This window comes from Aliivibrio thorii (assembly GCF_057368585.1).
The window spans coordinates 1,011,509-1,033,025 of the sequence record NZ_CM170655.1; the positions used below are offsets into that span (position 1 = coordinate 1,011,509).

Annotated in this window: 14 protein-coding genes; 3 read left to right on the forward strand and 11 right to left on the reverse strand. The window is 36.3% G+C overall.

What is annotated here, in order from left to right:
* Positions 1 to 49: 49 nt before the first annotated feature.
* The 4 genes from AC2IP4_RS18575 to AC2IP4_RS18590 form a co-directional block, all read right to left on the reverse strand.
* Positions 50 to 496, reverse strand: a complete 447-nt coding sequence (locus AC2IP4_RS18575; RefSeq protein WP_375320718.1) for an Lrp/AsnC family transcriptional regulator — start codon at positions 494 to 496, stop codon at positions 50 to 52.
* A 26-nt stretch (positions 497 to 522) separates the two neighbouring features.
* Positions 523 to 3,912, reverse strand: a complete 3,390-nt coding sequence (gene tssM, locus AC2IP4_RS18580; protein ID WP_375320717.1) for a type VI secretion system membrane subunit TssM — start codon at positions 3,910 to 3,912, stop codon at positions 523 to 525.
* Positions 3,913 to 3,963: 51 nt separating this feature from the next.
* Entirely contained in the window at positions 3,964 to 5,253 is a 1,290-nt protein-coding gene (locus AC2IP4_RS18585; RefSeq protein WP_375320716.1) for a type VI secretion system ImpA family N-terminal domain-containing protein, read from the reverse strand.
* A 516-nt stretch (positions 5,254 to 5,769) separates the two neighbouring features.
* The gene (locus AC2IP4_RS18590; protein ID WP_375320715.1) at positions 5,770 to 6,591 is read right to left on the reverse strand and encodes a peptidoglycan DD-metalloendopeptidase family protein; all 822 of its coding nucleotides are present in this window, start codon (positions 6,589 to 6,591) and stop codon (positions 5,770 to 5,772) included.
* A 248-nt stretch (positions 6,592 to 6,839) separates the two neighbouring features.
* Between AC2IP4_RS18590 and AC2IP4_RS18595 the strand changes: the two genes are divergently transcribed.
* Positions 6,840 to 11,291 carry a hypothetical protein gene (locus AC2IP4_RS18595; RefSeq protein WP_486307418.1) on the forward strand — a complete coding sequence of 1,484 codons (4,452 nt, stop codon included), beginning with the start codon at positions 6,840 to 6,842 and terminating at the stop codon, positions 11,289 to 11,291.
* 1,929 nt (positions 11,292 to 13,220) lie between these two features.
* Here AC2IP4_RS18595 and AC2IP4_RS18600 read toward each other — a convergent pair.
* The 7 genes from AC2IP4_RS18600 to AC2IP4_RS18630 form a co-directional block, all read right to left on the reverse strand.
* On the reverse strand, positions 13,221 to 13,409 hold the full coding sequence (locus AC2IP4_RS18600) for a hypothetical protein (protein ID WP_060992981.1): 189 nt from the start codon (positions 13,407 to 13,409) through the stop codon (positions 13,221 to 13,223).
* 49 nt (positions 13,410 to 13,458) lie between these two features.
* The gene (gene icmH, locus AC2IP4_RS18605) at positions 13,459 to 14,250 is read right to left on the reverse strand and encodes a type IVB secretion system protein IcmH/DotU (RefSeq protein WP_060992986.1); all 792 of its coding nucleotides are present in this window, start codon (positions 14,248 to 14,250) and stop codon (positions 13,459 to 13,461) included.
* Positions 14,247 to 15,572: a type VI secretion system baseplate subunit TssK gene (tssK, locus tag AC2IP4_RS18610; RefSeq protein ID WP_105055861.1), complete on the reverse strand. Its 1,326-nt coding sequence runs from the start codon at positions 15,570 to 15,572 to the stop codon at positions 14,247 to 14,249. The genes icmH and tssK overlap by 4 nt, the downstream gene beginning before the upstream one ends.
* Before the next feature lie 11 nt (positions 15,573 to 15,583).
* Positions 15,584 to 16,084: a type VI secretion system lipoprotein TssJ gene (gene tssJ, locus AC2IP4_RS18615; RefSeq protein ID WP_486310831.1), complete on the reverse strand. Its 501-nt coding sequence runs from the start codon at positions 16,082 to 16,084 to the stop codon at positions 15,584 to 15,586.
* Position 16,085: 1 nt separating this feature from the next.
* Positions 16,086 to 17,492, reverse strand: coding sequence for a type VI secretion system-associated FHA domain protein TagH (gene tagH / locus AC2IP4_RS18620; RefSeq protein WP_486310832.1), 1,407 nt, complete (start codon positions 17,490 to 17,492; stop codon positions 16,086 to 16,088).
* Positions 17,493 to 17,501: 9 nt separating this feature from the next.
* On the reverse strand, positions 17,502 to 18,104 hold the full coding sequence (locus AC2IP4_RS18625) for a hypothetical protein (RefSeq protein ID WP_486310833.1): 603 nt from the start codon (positions 18,102 to 18,104) through the stop codon (positions 17,502 to 17,504).
* Between the two features lie 212 nt (positions 18,105 to 18,316).
* The gene (locus AC2IP4_RS18630) at positions 18,317 to 20,206 is read right to left on the reverse strand and encodes a fructose-specific PTS transporter subunit EIIC (RefSeq protein ID WP_486310834.1); all 1,890 of its coding nucleotides are present in this window, start codon (positions 20,204 to 20,206) and stop codon (positions 18,317 to 18,319) included.
* Positions 20,207 to 20,396: 190 nt separating this feature from the next.
* Between AC2IP4_RS18630 and AC2IP4_RS18635 the strand changes: the two genes are divergently transcribed.
* Together AC2IP4_RS18635 and AC2IP4_RS18640 are read left to right on the forward strand one after the other, a co-directional pair.
* A complete protein-coding gene (locus AC2IP4_RS18635) occupies positions 20,397 to 20,696 on the forward strand; it encodes a PTS fructose transporter subunit IIB (RefSeq protein WP_105055866.1) in 300 nt (99 codons plus the stop codon).
* Entirely contained in the window at positions 20,693 to 21,478 is a 786-nt protein-coding gene (locus AC2IP4_RS18640; protein ID WP_375320707.1) for a PTS sugar transporter subunit IIA, read from the forward strand. Before AC2IP4_RS18635 ends, AC2IP4_RS18640 begins: the two co-directional genes overlap by 4 nt.
* Positions 21,479 to 21,517: the final 39 nt, after the last annotated feature.

The following is a 21,517-nucleotide window of genomic DNA, read 5'->3' on the forward strand; positions in this document are numbered from 1 at the left end:
GGCGCTTATTATTCGCTTTCTATAATAGTTTTAAGTGACTTAGGAATACTTATCGGCAAACAGGCTGATGTAAAACGATAGTACTCTTCACTTCTTTAATGCCCGTTATCGATTCAATTTCACTAGAGAGATAATGAATTCGATGTAAATCGGGCGCTTCAATCAAAGAAATAATGTCATAAGTCCCACCAACAATACTGGTCATCTTTACTTCAGGGATTTCTTTCAGTGCTTCTGAGACACCATCTTTTTGTCCAACCACACACGAAATTAACAAATAACAAGATGCATGATTCTCGCTATTTATTCGTATTTGGGCTGTATACCCTTTTATGACCCCTGTCTTTTCTAAGCGATTAATTCGTTCTGCAACGGCTGTTCTAGACAACCCAACATTACGTGATAAGTTCGCAATAGATTCTCTACCATTTGATAAAAGATTGGAGATAATTCTCCGATCTAACTTATCTAAGTCCTGTAGATTCATCTTTGACATGTTACTCCCTGCCTTAATTTATCTTCTTAGTTAATTACTTCTGGGAGCTTAAAGTTCGATAGCTCAGAGAAAGTAAATGGGTTGTTTTGTGTTAATGGTGTGAATTTCATACTGATATCACGACCACTCACTTTAATATGGCTAACAAAGCTACTATTGGTGACATCAGAGAGTGTAGAATCCCCTAATAATCGATAGATAGCCCACTGTCCATTTTCAGAAAGGGTATGTTGTTTACCCTCATCTGTTACGTCTTGTAAGGTAATTTTGACCTCAAAATCTCCGTTTTGTGGTGGCCATTGCAACTCTTGGACCTTACTTGGGCCGTGGTAATAACTCATCATATGGCTTCCCACATTGATGTTTGCTCGGATTGCACTTGAATCAAGATCAACAACTTTAGTACTAAAAGGGATGTGTACTTTATTGGTGCTTTTATTGATCATTGTGTTGCGTATTATATTGTAATTTCGTAATTGAACGAGCAGTTCAGGCGATAGATACATGACTTGTCCGTCTACTCGTTTTGCCGTCCATAAATTGGTGTCATAAAATGGTGCAAGATTATCTTTAATGAACACATTTAATATGCCGCCAGTGGCAAATAATTGTTCGAAATCTTCTAATGAAATATCTTCTTTTGCATTAACATCAAATGGGTATTTGTTTAACCCAGTTTGACGGAAAACGCTGTATACCTCACTGTACCATTTTGTTTGAATGCCTTTTTTGGCTTCTGTGATCATCACAGACCAGGTTTGATTTACTATATCAAGTAACCAACTGCGTACTGGCTCTGGTGATTTCTGAGCAATTTGTTTAAGTCGAATAAGAGGGTCGGCTTCCGATCTTATCATTCGAGCTCTTGCAGCGTCTAAGGCTGCTTGATGTACATTTGGAGAATCAGCAATATCCTTAATGTATGTTCTCAATGAATTCAAAGAGGTTAAGATATCTTCCCAAGGGGTAGGGGAGTTTTTCGTTTCATTTATTTGTAATTGATTTAATAAAGAAAACGCTTGTTCAACTCGAGACATTAAAACGTAATCGGGTTTAACTATCTCTTTTACGGCCTCAGTTGCTGTTTCTAAAGTATTTTTTAAATTCTTTTTTGGATCCAGTAACGATCCAATGTCACCAGTCGGTGAATAGTGTGTATTTGCGTACAGCTGTTTTAAGATCGTTGTCATTGGTGATGATGGACCAGAAATAAGATCTATCGCATTCGTCAAGTCATAGATATTGTCGTATGATTTTATTTTTAATTCGCTTAGCGCGTTACGCCAGTAATTAATATAGTCATCGGTATATTTCTTACGAACTTTATCTTTAAATTCTTCTTGCTCTTCGTTACTTGGAATAATGTTTTTTGATAATCCAAGCACCCAGTTGTCGGAGATGACTCGTTTTGAGAGTAAATCTACTTGTGGACGATAGAACGAACTAAACCCAGTTGACGTGTATAGTTTGTTGATATTTAAGCTCTTATTGTTGATCGGATTCTTAAAAATATTATTAAAATCAAACCCAACCGCTCGCTGTAGATTAAGCGTATCAATATCTGAACTTTTAGCTTGCTCTAAGATTTGAAGGTAGACCAAATCAACGTTTGATTTTGCTAGAAGGTTACGGCGAGTCGCACGAACCAGATCCATGTTAATGGAAATTGGTATGAACTTGGTACGGAAATAAGCATCCAAATAAGACATGGTTTTCTTTACAGTCTCAGGGCTTGAATGTAATTGAGTTAGTACATCAAAGGTCTGCTGTTTTAAGTAAGGAATGTCTCGTTTACTTGGTTGATTTAACATCAAGTATCCCTTTAATAGAGGGAGAGAGAGGGAGATATCATTTTGATTTTTAGTTAATTGAATTCGATACGCTTCCGAAATAATCGGCATTAATTGTGTATTTATTTGCTCGATTAGTGCTCGGTATGCGATCTTAGTTGTTGGTTCTAAACGGCTGACTTTCATCGATAAAAGTTCGTCATCAAGCGCTTTGTTTCCGCTTAACCAGGTTCCATAAGTCGGTTCAATCCCTTCTTGAGCATTGGTTAATTGTGATTCGAATACGGCAGAGTTGTATTGCTCATGATCGCTGCCTTTTACATCAATTAACTGGTTAATTACCTGCAAATTACTTTCTAACGCTTGAAATAAAAAATAACTACCACTGGTAAGAACAACAACAGAGACCAAGAAAGCCAAACGACTGTTTTGTTGAATTCGGCGTAAGTAATTTTGGTTTTCACTAGAAAAGTCGGCTTCAGGCAATACTTTTGAGTCAACTAAGAATCGAGTAAAGTAAGGAGTCTCGGTGAGTTGCCCATGTTCAGATGCAATGATTGGTAAATTAAAGTAATTACTACAGCTTTTTGCTAATAAGTTATATTTACGACCGCCTTGAAGACTTGAGCTGAAGAATACCTCTCTAATATCAATAGAATAAGAGCCTTGATTTAAATCGTTTAAACGCTCAATAATGCGTTTTATTTCTGTTTGGCATAACTCAAATTGTTTAGGAAAAGCGAGAATTATTTGTTTTTCATCGACGTTGTTTGTGTGTGATGAAGAGTCGAGCGCACTTACTTCCATCACTTTTACGATGTTTTTATAGCTATCTTGAAAATAATCTAGGATGGCACCTTTCGCATCTTTTAATGGAATAGAAAGGAACTCAATGCTTGATTTTAATGGGCTAAAATGGATGTACTCTTTAAACCCTTCTAATTTATCCAATTTACTCATCACAAGGTATAGAGGCAGAGTAGCTCCTGTACTTTCTTTAATTGAGTCTAAACGTTGTAGAAGTATGTTGAGTGTATAGTCAGTTTGTTCATCTTCATTGACGATCAAGAATTCAAAATCGATTAATAATAAACAACCAGCAAATGGTTTTCTTGGTTTATGGTTAATGACTTCTGTTATTAATGCTCGCCATAATAGACTGTCAGTGCTTGAGATCTCTTGAAAAACAAGACGATGATTTGGTTTGATATAGACGGCAGAATCGGATTCAGACCATTCAAAAAAGTCATTTTTTACACTTTTCACTTTATCCATTGGTTTGATAGCATTAGAGACATGGAGGAATTGGTTTTTCCCTGATCCCTTATTACCAATCACTAAGTAGATTGGTTTTTGCTTGGCATTATGCAGTAATGGCTTTAGTACCATTGATAGAGTTTCTTCTTCTGTCTCAATATCTTGATTATTCTTACCTTTTCGTTTTTTTATATATAAAGTAAGATTAAATAATAAGTACAGCAGACCAATGACTCCCGCCGTTCCCCACACAAGCATAACTTCGGCTTCTGGAAACCAAAGAAGATAAGAACCACATAATACAGCCAGTATAAAAACAGTAATAAGTGTTGAGAGTAGTAACGGGCTTCTAACTAAAGTGTTTTTCATAGTTTTACTTTTTTGTTATGTTTGACGTTAGTAATACAGTGAGTTACAAGGCTAAAGTTCTTCTTTTAGCGTATTTATTTTGTGTTGGTAAATATTGAGTAAACGCTGTGTTTTATCGATCTCTGCCGATGTCATTTTTTTCTCTGCATATTCAATTCGACCAAGTAAGGGGAATAAAGAATTACTGTAGTCATATGCTTTTATGATGGATTTTTCTTGAGATTTTGCGTTAGCAAACACCGTCCTTGATTTTAAAAACTGGCGGTTAATACGCTTGTATGCGTTATCAAATTCTATGGTTTGCGATGTGAGTTTTTCTTGCATACTTTTTGCTGCAGCTGAATCTGGGTAAATTGTTTTCAGTGTATCTACTGCAAAGGTTAGAGTTGGAAGTTGATTCACTCTTATAGGATCTAATTCCCAGCCTGAAACTAACCATTGAGTTCGCTTGATAATATCGGACTTGATCGATTGTTTAATCGGATCTTCTTTACGCTCTAACTCGGGGAGAAGGGCAACAATGTCGTCGATGTTGGCCGTTTCTATTTGTTCACGTAATGTTCTTTTTTGATTGTCGCTATAGAAAAAATTAGCGAACAGCATACAAAGAAAAAAGCCAAGAACAATAAGAATGATAAGTAAAGGTTTTGAATTATTTTCTGGCTTGTTAGTGGTTTCCACTTTAGTTACAGGGGCTTTCATTGCTGGCATTGATAGATTAACGTTAATCCCTTTAGGTTCCGCTGTGTTTTTGCTTTTTTTATCTTTGGACTCTTCTCTTTTCTTCTCTTTTTCTTCTTGTATTTGGATTTCTTCTATCCACTGAGAGAAAATACGACGGATCCCTCCTAAAGAGGGGCTTTTTGTTCCATAGTGAGAGCGTAATTCTTCTTCTATCTTAAGTGTTAATTTGTGTCCTTCTTCAATTAAAGGTAAGTCACTAGGAGATATCTTTAATGTTTTTTGTTTACGGACGGCGTGCTCAGTCAGCCACTCGATTGAACCAATTCGAGCAGTAGACTTACTTTCTTCTGGGTAAGCGGAATACCAATAAATGAGGCAAATATCGAATAATGCCTGTAAACCACCAACAAATCCTTTTAGTCCATCCACATGAGTTGCTGAAACGGTGTAGTAACAAGCACAACGGATGTCTTTACTTTCATTAAGTAGGATATTTTTAGATAATGAATGAACTATTTTCCATGAAATTTTAGACGTAACTGTATTAAGCTTATTAACTTGACGTTTAATTTCTGAAAAGTCGTCAAGAGCATTAGGGTTTACCCCACAAGGCAAATTTTGGCTAATAGGGCGCCGTGCAAAATCAGGAAGATTCATGAGTTTTTCCAACCTAGCGAATAACAATTATCTACATGTGGTCATGTATTATTATGTTTTATGTGCTCTTATATAATATAACTTAATTGTACTACTAAAATATAAAATGAATATAAAAAAATAATGTTTTTCTACGCATATCGTGCAAATGTCTACGTATATCGTGCAAATGTGATCTTGGTTCACATAATTACCACGCAAAAGCCAAAGTGTATACTATTAATATTTACATTAATTATTCTTTTGTTCCTTAATTGAGATAATTGAGATAATTGAGATAATTGAGATAATTGAGATAATTGAGATAATTGAGATAATTGAGATAATTGAGATAATTGAGATAATTGAGATAATTGAGATAATTGAGATAATTGAGATAATTGATTTTATTTTTAACCTGCAGCTCTTATCTCTTCGGTTTATTCATTTATCAGGCGAATACTCGTTTTAAATATGATAGTTATGATTGATTTGTTGTTATCTGAGTTTTGTATATTTACATTTATTATAGTTATGTCAAATACTCTTTTTATTTGTTTTTTCAAAGTTTATGGGAATATCATTTTTTAAGTACTCGAAATGTAAATGGGGACCAGTAGTTCTACCTGTGTTACCAGTTAATCCTATCTTCTGTCCTTTATATACAACATCACCCTTATTGACCATTCTATTGTTAAGGTGGAGGTATCTTGTCTTAATTGAATTATCATGCTGTATAACGATGTAATTACCAGCTATTGGGTGGTATCTTGAAATTATAATGACACCTTTGTTAATAGCGAAGGTAGGAGTTCCAACTGGGGTCTTAAAATCAGTCCCTAAGTGTGGCTGAATTCGTTTAAGAATCGGGTGAGTTCGATGATTAGAGAAGTGAGAACTTATAGCATAATGCTTCTTTAGCGGTCTAACTATACTGTCATTGCTTAAATTAACTCCATTTTGGTCGTGAAATACACCATTTTTATCTGCCTTTGCTATAAGTATCTGATTTGATAAATGAAGGATTAATGTGTCTATTTTTGTTGCTTCATTATTTAGAATCACTTTAAATTTATCTCCATGTTGGATACCTCTTACAAAATTGATGCTATATTTAAGTGATTCAGTCAGCGTTAGAATATGATCTACAGATAAACCACTGTTTAATGCTGAGCTAAAGAAAGATGTGGTTACCTCACCAGAAAAAATATGTTTTACTTTTTTTACTTTAATTGGAAGGTGTATTTGAGGTTCAGGTATTATCTTCTGGTTAATTTTTGAAGAATTATAGATAAAGTAAAATCCAGACATAAGAATAAATAGATTGATAAAAATGAATGTAAAATATTTAGACTTCATAGAATTGACTTTTAATATACTGATTTTACGATTCTACACCATTTATTTTAAAGATAAATAGGCCTTTATTTAGGTGATATATAAAGGGTTTGAAATCATTGTTGGCAATTTCAGGTTAATGCAATAGTTACTTTAACTAAATTCATGGTCATTTTAACTATATTACCACTCTTATCGACATGTTGTTATTTTAAAAGCAGTAAATATAATACCTCCAAATATCTCCCTTAATTACTAAAAATAGCCTTATGCGTCTTAACTCGTTATTTAAATTACTTATTAGTATCTTATTTCTATCCTTTATTACATCTTGTGGGGGAGAAAAAGGAGATACATCTCCACCAGTACGTACTATGGGTTCAGTCTCTGGTTATGTATTTGACGCGCCAGTTTCGGGTGCTACGGTTACTGTATGGGAATACAATAATGGGAAATTAGGACGGAAATTAGGGCAATCAATTACTAATCCGTCTGGTCAATATTCTATAAGCCTTGATTCATCGAGTATGCCGCTTTTTGTTAAAGCTGAGGGAGGAGCGTATCGTGATCCGCTAACTAAAAATATTGTCTCGGCAAGTAATAATAAATCAATAGTGATGTCGAGTGTGGTTAATTATGAGGAAGGAACAGAAGTACCAATAATGATTACGCCACTAACATACCAAGTCGCTGGACTCACTGAATATTATATTAGTAAAGGTAATAATGTAGCTAATGCGATTAGTAATGCGATTGCAATGTATAGAGGTATGTATGGTTTTGATGTGAATACAACAATACCTATTGATATCACGACAGGAGGGCAAAGTAGTTTTGCATCTATAGGGCATAAGTATGGTGCATTGTTGGTTGGATACTCCTCTTATTCTTATGATTTAATTAAAAAATATCCAGGAAATGATAGTGAAGAACTTTATACTTCTTATCACCTTGCAGATATTGGTTATCGGGATATTGTTGCTGACGGGGAGCTTAATGGGCTTGAATTAGACAGTTCTGGTTTATTGAAAGATATCTCTTTTGGGCAAGTTCCTATTACCTCTGATCTTTATTCACATGAGATGGCACAGCATATTTTAATTGTTACTAGTGATCACCAATTAAATGTATCTGGAACACCAGTTTCCGATTATGAAAGTTTTAGTCGACAAATAAATGATTTTGGAACTAGTGGTTCAATTAACAGTGTTGTTGCTCCAAGAGCTTCAATTCCTATTGATGAAGATCCTCCGGAGGTGACTCGGTTAGGTTCTGACACTTTATCTGGTACCGATATTATTAAATTGTCATTAATTGATGAAATAGGTGTAGATAGTAATCGAGTGGTTCTTGAATGGAAGATGGAGTCAGATCTTGATGATCGTTGGACTGAATTAGAAGAATGTCCTAAAGATCATTCTGGAATATATTGTCAATTAGATCTCACTAACTTTCAATCAGGAGTTCGGGACACAGAAGAAAATGTGGACATTTATACCGAGTCGATAGATAGGTTGGATGCAGATACTGAAGACAATGATTTTGTACAATCACGGTTGGTCATTTACGCTGAAGATGTAATTGGTAATACGAATATTAATGGTGTCAAGATTCAATTTGATTGGGATAATATTGCGCCAGTTATTGAGGTTATCTCTCCTGATGCGATTAAATCAACAGCATCTAGCTATACATTGGAAGGTATTATAAAGAAAAATCCGAGTGAAATACAGAGTATTAGCGTTCAATTAGGAGCACAAGAACCAACATTATTAAGTTGTTCTCCTATTAATGACGGCGTCAATACATGGTGTAAATTTAGTCAGATCTATAGTACGGATTCTTTCGGAGATAGTACGGCATTTAATATCACAGCAGAAGATATATTAGGAAATATAGGAAAAGACGAATTTATTGTTTATAAGGATGATCAGTTACCTCGAGAAACCGTCTCTTATCCCGATGAAATTAATGCAGATATGTACTTTATGACACTTGGTGGCTTTGATGCATCGAGATTGGGTATTTATTCTGATTATACGTATACCAAAGATACGGTAGATGATGCAACGGAGATCCTAGAAATAAATTTTGCTTATGCCTCTGATGGGATCGCGAGTGGCACTAGTTTTTCTGATTTTAATATTAATTTTCTTAAAGATAATAATATTCCTTATATAAAAGTTCGAGTTTCGGATCCTTATACATCAGGCACTTATGGTTCTTCTGCGGATAAATTAACATTAAGAGTTGATTATTTTCGGAAACGTACAGGTGCGATTGAATATGATTTTGTTACGAGTAAAAATACAGTTGCGTCTACAGATAGCGTAGAGGCTAGCATACCTCATGAAGCTTTAATTAAAGAGGCTGATGGAAGGGTATCAGAGGTTATTTATTATATTCCTTTTACTAAAGATGTCCTTGGAACAACCTTTACCTCAACAACTGAAACCTATTCTCAAAAATTGAGTATTACGGTAGGAGATCCTTCTGGTAATTTTAGTGAACCGCTTGATGTTTACTTCCGATCTACGTTTGATCAGCCAAAATTAAAAGTGGTGACCCCTTTTATTGGTGTTACGGCAAAAATTGAAGGAATGAAAGCAAATAATGATTTTAATTCTCTTAAGAGTTGTACCACAGTACAAGTAGATAATAACTCAGGTGGAAAATCACTTGATGTTGCGGAATGTGAAATGACCTATAACCCTTTTGGTTATGACTTTTTTAGAGTAGTTTTACAGGCCAACCCAGGAGCCTATTACTACCAATGGGAATCGGGTTTATCAGCAAGAAAGAATATTGATTTTAATTATGGGTCTCCATCAAAAATTGCTAATGTTGGTGTTTATTTCTCTGAGGCTGAATCTCAAGTTCTATATATTGATGAATTATCTACATATCAAACGAGTTTATTTGAGAATCAATGGAATGGATTAGATCTTATTTATCAAACCTCAACCAAAGCGAAAGAACTTTTAAATGATGTAAATTCGGCTTTAGATACACAAATAAATTCATTCTTTGGTTTTAATCCTACCCAGAGTCAGTATGCAACAAATGAGATGTTAGATAGTGTCATTCCTACTGAACCTAGTATCAATTATCAACATCGTTTTTTGGTTGAAAGTTTAGGTGATATGGCATCTAGGAATGCATCTGAAACTGATAGTATTGACTATGCCGTAGCAATTTATGATGACTTATTAACGGATGGCAAGGCTGATGGTCAAGGTGCTAATGGACAAATTGTTATTGGTAACCAGAATTTAAATGAAGATATATATAGAACTGATTTAGCTCAAACTTACTTTGATATTACGACAACAGAATATGGTGTTGAAGAGTTTATCGCTTTAAAGCAGGCCGATCATTTCTCTCTGGCTGACCCAGTGGTTAATGGTGTACGTGTATTTGGTTCAGTAGGGGAAAGTATTGATAAAAATGCACCTACTTTGACTCTTTCCCCTGATAATATTCAACCGGATGGTGTCGTTATTTCCGATCCTACAGGTAATGATTTTACAATTTCAGGTATCGTCAAATCAACATTAACAATTGAAGATATTGGCGGTATAAATACAACGGATACTGCTCCTATCAATAAAGTATATTGGTATGCAGGTAATCCATTAAAGCGCACTGATGCTAATATTGATTTTCAGTTAGATAGCTCTAGAAGTAATAACTATCGTCAGGTATATACATTTACTATCGATTCTAAAAACATAAATTATCCCAATGTTTTTAAATTTGAAATTGAGACAGAAGCTCAAGACATTATTGGGAATAATACGGGTAAGGTTATTATGTCATCTTACTTTGTCGATAATGGTGGCCCCTTGATAACGCAGGCGACTTTCTCACCTACTTATGCAAATAGTGGCGACTCTGTAAATATAACCATCGATTTTTCTGAAGAGACATTAAATGCGGAGGCTAAACTTGGAGTGAACACTGTTACATGGATATCAGGTCAAAACTCAACCCAATGGATTGGGCAAGTGGATGTTCCGGTCAGTAGTAGCGCTGAAGCAATATTAACGATATCTGGGCATACTGATAAATTCGGTAATGTAGGGAGTATAGATACAAGCGGGGTATTGTATCTTATTCCTAGTATTACAATAGATGCAATTTCAGGTGGTGTAATCAACAGCAGCGACGTTACGAATGTTGTTGTTAATGGTGACACCTCTCGATTTGATGACAACCAAAAAGTAACGTTAGTGTTGAGTAACGACGTTGATGCACAAACGAAAACCGCGGAAGCCAATGTTCAAGGTGATGGCCGTTGGAGTACGGCGGCTCAAGATTTAACTGGTTGGCCTGATGGTGAAGTAACGGCGACAGTTACTGGTTCAAATCAACATAGTATTGCTGCTGAAGCAGTGACAGAGACGGCGACCCTTTCAGCAGCGAAGCCAACGGTTTCAAGTGTCACGTTAAATCCGGTAACACCGTCAAATGGTGATAGTGTTCAAGTAACTATCCGATTTAATGAAAATGTCTCTAATGTAAGTGGAACTTTAGGCCAACCGATTGATTTTAGCTCTGTGACGGCCCCTGCTATTGAATGGATAGGGACTATTTCCTCTTTAAATGTAGGTGCTGAAAGCTATAAAGACTTAATCGTTTCTGCAGATTATGAAAATGCGTTTGGTAATAAAGGTGATGCATATAATGAGCAAGTTGCAATAACTCCGAGATCACACTAGGTCTTGTAGCAGGAGATGATGTTATAGGAACTGATGATTCTGATCGTTTAGTTATCACTGGCACAAGTTTAGGATTTGCTGAAGGGGACAATCTTAATATTATTGTTCAATCAGTAGATCAAGGTGCTAAGAACTTTAATCAAACCGTACAGGTACAACGAGATGGTACTTGGACTACGACTACGGAAGATATTTCAGCTTGGAGAAATTCTAATATAGCAATTACTCTTGATGGTATAAATGCTTCTGGTGTAAATGCAACAACAGTAAGTAGAACTGTGTCCTTAAATGATAGCGTTGCTTTTGTATATCGTGATGATTGGATTAATAAAAAAGTAGCGTAATTGATTTTGTTTTTGATATAAAAAGCCAGTGAACTCACTGGCTTTTTTAGTTTATATATATTCTTCTAAGTCATTTTTTAGATTGTTAATTGTATAGATAATATAACAATAGAATAATAGCCAAAATATAGAGTAAGGTAGTAAAAATAAGATGGTGACTTTTCCATATAAAGAAAAAATAGTATAACCAACAATATACATAGCTTGCGTAACTGTTAGGTAAGACACGAGGAATAATTGCCATTGATGCTTAAATAGAGCCTTCTTGTAACCATACGAATACAAAGTACTCATATAACAAATGCTGGTAAAGATAATGATCCTGTCTATTACATCAGTAAGTAGGTTATCAATATCATAGTTCTCAGATGCATCAAGAGTCATGATTGTAAGTGTAATAAGCAGAATGATTGTATTAAAAACCAATCGTGTGAATTTTCTGTCTTTTAATTGATTACTTGCAATAAATGCGATTATTTGGTTAGCCATAATATTTTTATATGAATTTATTGTATAATAATATTATGCGATTAAAGGTTTTAAATCTCACTAAAATAATAGAAAAAGTAACTAAGGTGATAGGTATTTTGTATGTAGTGGTTGAATGCATTAAAGGTAAGATAAAAACACTAACAAGAATATTAGTTTTTTAGGCTATCATACGTCACTGAAGTCGCATAGTGTTTGTTTCTTATTCTATGTGGTCTAATTAAAATGATAGATATTTTGTATTGAAGAAGTATAAAATTAGTAGGAGCAAAAACACCAGCGAAAGAACTGGTGTTTATGATTAAGGAACTAGAATTGCTTACCTATTTCCCATTCCGAAACTTTAATAAACTTTAGAGTATCTACTTTATGTTTATTAAAAATATCAACTATTTTTTGATGGAGGAAAACTGGAACACCACTTTTTCTGGGATGAGCACTAAGCGCTGTTCCTTTGGTATTACGTCTAATTTATTTGAATCAAGATAATATTTATCTATATCATGTCGCTTATGATCTTCATCTTCATCATAATCATCAATAATACAATGTTTTAAGTTTAATACATTTGTCTTATTGACAATATTAAAAAAAAACCAGAAATTGTCATAAAAATCACCATTGTCATCAATTATGATTGTTGGGTAAAGTTGGAAATTATCAATTTTAAAATTGTTTATGTCATCTTTTATTTTATCAGAAACAATAGGGTAGTTTAGATTTAAGTGTGCATTGTTAATTGGTCTTTGTATTGAGTTTAATAAGTCTTTATCTTTATATGCATTTTCAAAAAAAAGGGATCTTGCCCCATAATTGCTTTTGTATAGGTATAGTTTCTATCAAATGTTTTTTGTAAAGGGCTAAGGTAAAGAGTTTCATCGTTATAATTATCAAAAACTATATAGTATTCTTCGTTGTATTTATTCATTGACCTACCTTTGGCTCCCAATGTTGTTGACTAAATGTAATTAATTTCCTATTACCTTTTATTGTATCTTCTTTTCCCAGGTATCGAAAATCGATCCCCGAAATTTGACGAGATAAATTCTTTCCGTGTAATCTGTTAGCACATTTTGCTTCTGATTTTTTGGCTTCTTTAATGTTTTCCTTGAGCTGCAAGATCGAAAAATACATCGTCGGTAAGGTTTTTTCGATAATGAGGATTAATACTTCTTGGTGAATTAATTACAAAATCATCAGCACTTTCTTTGTAAATAATGTAGATTTGCCCTGCGGATATACTAGATGCCGAGCCAATACCATTTGCTGCAACCGTTACGCCCATAATTGAATTACCTATCTGTAAAATTGAAGGGATAAAATCCCAGAGTCATTTATTGATAAATTGACAATAGCTTCTGAAAGCGAACGTCAATAATGAGGTACGTTGCGGCATATAAGGCAGCAAAAAGTACCGTGCTTACTCCAATAATTACCTTTGGAGGCAATACTCGTTTTAATGGTTTTTTTAAGTATTTGGATTTTACATCCACTAAAGTGACTTTTTCTTGTTCAGCAAGGCGTTCATCTCGTACGAGACGATAAATGGTATTGCCTATATCCGCTAAGCTTTCTGCACCACGCTCAGCACGACCGTATTTGCCTTTAAAGCCGAGTTGCAGTAATAAATACAAAAACTCAATCACGTGACGGTACTTTTTTGGATCCGCTTTTAATCGCTCTAAAATGACAAAAAACTTATCACCACCAGAGGTTTCATTATGGAACTCAGACAATAAGCTGTTTTGGCTCCAGTTACTGTTTGCTCCCCATTCTTGTCGGCATACGGATTCATCCATTGCGGCACACAGGCAATAACGGATAACCAAAATAGAAGCGCGGTCGACCTCCATTTCATTTAGCATGCGCTCGCCTTTACGGATTTCACGAGCCACTTGTTCACGAAAGGGCATTGGGTCATCAAGCCAAGGGATAGAAGACATACAAGATAAGCTTGCAATGAGCCATGAGAACTGATCAACTAATGGGTTTATTCCCATCGAGGTGATGTTTAGCTCACTGACGGATATATTGCGAGACAAATCAGGAGCGGGCATCACCTCCATTGGTTTGCCCGGCTCTGGTTGAAAGAGTACGACGGTTACATCGTCTTCGGTGTAACTCATAATCTAACAGCCCAGAGTTGCAGTGATAGGTTCGCAAAGTCACCAGCAACATGAACCGCAATGGCGGCCGCCTTGTTTAGTGCTGCCCATTCTTCACTTGATTTATCCAACTCAAAATAGGTGTAGCCTGCATGATATGGCAGAGCACGAGGTACAACTGGCATTGGTTTGATACGAATACCAGGTAGCTGTAAATTGATAAGTTCGCGAATGTTATCAATAGAGCCAATCTTAGTTTGAGATACGAATTGGGTATGAAGAATATCCAAGGTAACGTCTGCTTTAACTGCCAAAATAAAGGTGGTTGACTCAACAATACTTCTATCTGAAATTGGCGCAATACGAATACCGTAACCTTGTTCTTTAAGAACAAGCGGGATAGCACGTTGCTCAGACATCACACTCAAGGTCATTTTTGAGTTATTCAGGATCGTTGATAAACAACTTGTTAAGTTACCGTGGTTGTAAGGAACAAACTCTTGTGGACGACGAGACGCCGAGCATAACGTGGCTAATTCACCTTCAGCTTGCAATAGAACACGATAGAAAGCTTCTGGATGCACACCTTCAATATTAGCAAAGTGCCAAAATAGAGGTTCATAACGGTTAAGTGCTTGTAAAAGCATAAAGTCAGAAACCGAAGACACGCCTTGCTGATCAACAACGCCTAAACGTTGAACAATCGATTCAGCACGGTGACGGAGCATAGATGCAAATTCGGTTGTGAATTTTTTAAGCACACTTGAGGCATTAATATCAATACAAGTAGGAATATATGATGTATCTAGAATAATACTGCCGTCAGGTTTTACCTCTGAAATTTTCAGAATAGGAATAGAGGTATAGGCACTTTTATCTTCGTCTTCGTACATTAAGCAAAAATTCAGCTTACCAATGGTGATATTGGCAATTTCTTCACTGTCATAGCATGCATCTACCGCATCTTGAGTGTGCATTGTGTAACGAGCGCCGTCTTTACTTGTACCGAATAGCTCAGAGCGCTCTGATGGCAAAGGACAGCACAAATATAAGACTTTATTTGCAATAGAAGCATCAACATCTTTTACTTCTGGCAATGAAGCGTGAAGTGGTAGATCAAAAGGAGTGCGATCTTGCAAGATCCCTTCAGCGTGAGTGATACCTATTTTACCTAAAGCCAATAATTCGGTATTGATTTCAATGCGTTTTATTCCCCAATGAAGAGGAGATTCAAACCCACTTAGCATTCCACTTTGTTTGCCTTGATAGCGATCTAACTGCTGGAAATGCTGCGGCTTCATAAACATTCCATCTTGCCACACGACAGGGTTATATAATGACATTGTTGATATCCTTAAAAATATGTTTGTTCAATACCACGAGTATTGTTGGAGCTAAGTTCACTTTCTTTTAGGTTTAGCTTTAAGAAGTATTCGCTTTTTTCTTCGATTAATTCGACTTTGCGCCACGACGATCCATTAATGTCTCGAAAGGCGACAGAGAATCCAATAGCTCGCGTTTCAGGATCAAGTACTAAGGTTTCGTGAATAACGTCGCCAGGCTGTATTTGATATTCATAACGTTTAATATATTCATCACCCAATGACGCTTTATCATTTTCAAACAGAGCAAAAAAATCGAGGTTACGGAATAATACAGGGGAGTTAAGTTCATGAATTCTCAGAATTACAGGAGAAGATTGACCACCTTCACGAACATTAAGTATGCTGTTTGCAGTAATAATCAATTCGATTGATGACGTCTCTGGTGTTATGCCTGTTGATTCTTTAAATTGGTCCCACATGGTGCAACCAGAAAGAATTAAAGCCAGTGTAACTATGAGTAGATTTCGCATGTTAAGCCTTTAATTTCTTAGAATATTGTTCTTTGATTTTCTGTTGCACAACTAAACTAGAAATATCCACTTTGTCATGATTGTTTTTTTGATAAAAATCGACGTACTCTTTCCATAATTTGCCATTACTTTTTAATCTCGACTGAGAACGTACGATTTGAGCAAATTCTGTAGGATTTAAGGATTGTAATTTTTGGTTGATCACATCATTAGTGGCTTGAGCCATTTTGAATTTGTGACTGTCCAATTCATCAAGGATTTGTTCGATTAATTCATTTGGAGACAAAAGTTTTTGTTGATTTAATGACAGCATCAACTCAACAATATTGGTGATTGATGTGTCTTGCTCTGTTTCTTTTATTGTTCTTAATTCGGTAAGATCTTTTTGTAAATCATTAATACATAAGCGTAAACATGTCCCCATTTGCTGGAAGAATTGCGCATCGCTTTGTTCAACTTGAGATTCAGAAACGCCCAGCCCTTTAAAGAATGCCGCTTTTATATCGTGACTGACTTCTGGAATATACGCTGATTGTTGAGATGGGGCATCTTGCGTAATGACATCGCGAGAAGGGTAAGGCTCTTCTCTTTCTACTGTTGTCGCTGTTGATTGTATTGTTTGGGTTACGTCTTCCCAAGGCTGTTCTTGATGAGCGACTTTAGGCTCTACAACTGGCTGAATTGGGACCGTTTGAGGTATTTCTTGTTGTGACGTTGATGAAGTAAGATCATTAAAATCAGTTGAAAACCAATCTTCAGGAATAAGGTTTGGAATATCAAACTCAGCGTGTACGCTATTACTGTCATCAAGTAATTGACGAGTATTAACGGCCTCTGTTGGTTTTATCGTCGCTTTTTTTTCAGTGCCATGAAGTAGGTGCTCATCATTGCTTGTTTGAGTTTTGAAGTTTAAATGAGCGACAGGATCTGAGCTGTCTACTTTATCTATCCGAGTTTCTTTAAATAGATCAGCAATGTTACCTTTATCTTCTTTATCATCAACGGTGTATTCTGCAAGGTTCGCTAAAGGATCGATAGAATCTGTTTCTTCGGAAATATCTGCGGCAATATTGACGGAGTTAGACAGTTTTTCTAGAGCAATACTGATTTCATAGCGCCCAAGAATGATCGTATCGCCATCGTATAAGGAGATTGGTTGATTTTTTAGTAGTTTATTACCATTAACAAGCGTGCCGTTTGTACTTACATCGCTAAGATAGTAAGTATCGCCATAAATACTAATAATGCAATGAGAACCAGAAATAAAGCGATTGTGGTCGATTAAACTGACAGTATTACTTGGATTTCGACCGAGTGAACCTCCACTTTCTGGCATTTCAATGTGTTTTCCGCCCGTGTATTCTTCAGGAGATTTTGTAATAAACAGAGTGAGCTGATTTAAATGCACAATAACCCCTTAGAATAATAATGCGATGGATAACTCAAGCCCACCTAGGCCATCATTATAGAGAGGTTGAATATAAGAAGCTTGAGGGATCAGTTGAAGATGGGCATCAGGGTTACTGCCAATTTTAATGACGGTACCAAAAGAGAACACTGCTCCGACTTCAAATTGGTCAATATCATCAAGTTGCTTGCCGTACTTATAACCGTCTTCATCGACTTCCCAGCGGTCACCATATTGACTGTACCCAAGAGATAATCCCGCGCCCACATAGGGTGTGAATGCCCACCAGTTACCGAGTGCGAATTGAGGGACGATTCGAAGTTCGTAATTTGTTACTTCTTGATATACCCCATTAGCTGGCGCATCAATGTAGTCAGACAAATAATTAAATCCAAGCCACCAACGCCAACGGTTATTATTCTCATCTATTGGGCGGGTATGAACTAAACCGTAACTGATTGTGCTGAGTTCGCCACTCATTCCTTGTTCGTACTCAGTAGATTCAATTGTCTTCATATTAGCCACTGCACCATAACGCTCGCCTTTAGCAAATGTTGAAGCAGAAAAAGCCAGTAATAAAGCCATAAAACCCAGTTGGATTGGCTTAGCCATTTTGTTAATCCTCTAGCAAAATATTTTTGTTACATCTTATTTATCTTGCCAAAATATCAACTTAATTTGTTATTTCAATACGGTAGGGCGGCTTTATAAAAAAACACTCGGAATCACTATTTGAATAGTTATTATCACTGATAATTCAGTGGTTATGTCAGTGTGGTTTTTTTGGTTTTTTTAAGGAAATCAAAAATAGAGCCAGTTCTGTGCTACAAAGTATAGCGCTTATAACTAATAGAATGTGTTTTTAGTAATTGCTCGCTATTGTACATTGCTTCTTTTGTACTAACATCAAGTGCTCGTTTTCCTTTAAAGCGTAATGGCTCTTTAATGGCAACGTCGTGTGCGAAAATAACAAATTTAGCGTTCTTAACATCAAGAGGGGTTATTCGGTTATTAATGCCATCAGCTCCCTGAGTTTCTACTTTAATCTTTATGCCTAAAGTATGAGCTGCTTTTTCTAAACTTTTTGCTGCCAAGAAGGTATGAGCAACACCTGAAGGGCAAGCGGTTATTGCTAATACATCTGCTGTGCCTTCGTCTTTTACAGAGCTAAAAATAAGTTGTTGTCCTTTTAAATCGCTATCTTCAACCGCATTTTTCTTCAAGGATATGACAATAAGAGCAGTCGTTATTGCCCCGATTAATGTACCTACGACATAACCAAATTTCCCATCAACAACAGGTAAAACAATCCACCCTCCCCAAGGGGCGTGGTTAAGTACATTAAATAAGAACCCAGTAACATTACCCACAATACCACCTGCAACGATGGCCGGAATAACACGAGCAGGATCAGCAGCAGCAAATGGGATTGCCCCTTCAGTAATGCCAATCATTCCCATGATACCTGCGGCTTTTCCTGCTTCTCTTTCTTCACGTTTGAATTTCTTAGGAGACAAGAAAGTGGCAAGAGCCATGCCTAGAGGAGGAGTACAAATAGCAATACCGACGCCACCCATGAGCCAAGGTTGGGTATTTACTTGAGTCTGAGCGAATAGAGTAGCCACCTTATTAATAGGTCCGCCCATATCAAATGCGGTCATTGCGCCAAGAATGGCACCCAGAACCACTTTTCCAGACCCTGCCATACTTGCAAGCCATTCATTTAATAACGTCATGGTGCTAGCAATAGGAGCACCTATTACCCACATCACAGCAGAACAAGTAATAAAGGTACCAATAAGTGGATAGATAAAAATAGAACCAAGAGAAGTCATACTGTCTGGTAATTTGATTTGCTTTAAAGCTCTTACAACGAAACCTGCAAAAAAACCAATGATAATCGCGCCTAAGAACCCTGTATTATATTGCTGAACGGCAATCCAAGAACCGATCATACCAGGAGCTAATCCGGGTTTATCTGCAATAGAGTAGGCTATGTATCCGCCTAATACCGCGGTAAATAAGGTCAAGCCAGCAATGCCCATTTGAGCAATATCCGCTAATATGCCTTCTGTCGGAACAGCACCATGTCCAGAGATCATAACGGAAAGAGATAACAACACACCACCAGCAACAATAAAGGGGATCATGTGCGAAGTACCAAATAAAAGGTGTTCTTTAGCTCGCCCTAATCGACGCTGTAATGTATTTTTCTCTGATGAGACAGAGGGAGGTTGATTAGGAGTGTATTCTTCTTCTAGTTTAATATTGTCAGTAAAAAGAGCCAGAGCCTCTGCCTCGGTTGATACTGATTTAAGTTTTTCAGTGAAGCCATCTTCAATCAGACGGCTAGATATCTGAGCTAATACTTCGATATGGTGTGTATCATCACCGTCAGGAGACGCTAACATAAAAAAGATATCTGAAGGTTCGCCATCTTCGGCACCATAATCGATACCATGACGGCTGATACCAACAGCCACTGAGGGGGTGATTACTGCAGAGCTTTTTGCATGAGGAATAGCAATACCATCTTCAAATCCAGTATTTCCAATTTCTTCTCTAGCCCAAACATCTAATAAATATTGTTTTTTATCAGAGAGTTTGCCTGCATCATCCAAAATCTGAACCATCTCTTCAAGAATACTCTCTTTAGAGGTCGCTTTGAGATCTAAACAAATAACGTTGGTATCGATAAGAGAATGGATGTTCATGATTTGCTCATTATTGATTATATTGTAGTTATTAGGTGTAATGTAAGTAAATATCTCTTTTTAGAATACAGCACAAAAAAGGCTTTTACTGGATTATTGTACCCTGAATTATAAAGTGTGATTCTAATCGTTATCCATTGATATAAAGCATTTTATTATACCGTTAGTTTGTACTTTTTAAGAGTAAATCATGAAAATTGTGGCAGTAACTGCGTGTCCTACGGGCATTGCACACACCTATATGGCAGCCGATGTATTAACTAAAGCCGCAGCAAAATATGGTGTATCCATTAAAGTGGAAACGCAAGGAGCAATGGGAATTGAAAATGAATTAACGTCAGCTGATATCGTGAATGCGGACGTTGTGATCATTGCTTCTGATATTGAAATCGCAAATAAAAACCGTTTTGTTGGGATTAATACAAAACAATACAATATTGAGTTAGTATTGACGGATGTTGACCGAATTTTATCCAAGCATCTTTCATGATTGAATCCGTAACAAATGATTATCGAATAACCTTCTTTGTAAAACACAGTGGCTTGCCTCCTAAATTGGCAAGTCAGTTGGCTCGATTAGCGAAAAAGTTTAAATGTTTGGTTTATATTGAAAATATCACCCGAGATCGCCGTTCTGATGTATCAAGTTCTCTTGGTTTATTGCAATTAGCATTAACGGAAGGCGATTTTTGTCAATTAGTTACGGTTGGTATCGATGCGGAGTGGGCAAACTTTGTATTAACAGATTTGCTCTCATCAGGTTTTGATTTTATTGCCTCAGATAAGTCTTGTGATTTTTCTGAAGCAATTGTCGATAAACACCCTAAATTAACCCCAAAATGTGACATTAATTTCCATTACGTAAAAGCCCAAACCCAACTCTCAAAGTTTGAAATTTTAAAAGGATTATCATTATTGATTTGTCCTGAAGAAACGGATGAGTTATTACTTCTTTTTATTAAACGTGAAGAGCGTTCGTCCACGTCGATGGCGAGACGAATTGCGTTACCCCATGTGATCACATCTTTAGTTGATAGGCCGACCATCGCTATTATTCGTAGTGATTACTCTATAGATTGGGCTTCTAAAATGGGGGATGTTAACTTAGTCATTGCCTTAGTTTTACCTGAGAATCCTACTCGAGATATGATCATAAGCGCGACTAAATTAACCCGTAGTATGTTGTCTTCCGATTTTAGTCAAAGACTTGTAAATACAAGACAACCAATGGGATTACAAGCATTGTTGCTTCATGCTATGTGCCAAGAGTAAAAAAAATAGCCAACGAAAAGGAGTCACTCGTTAGCTATT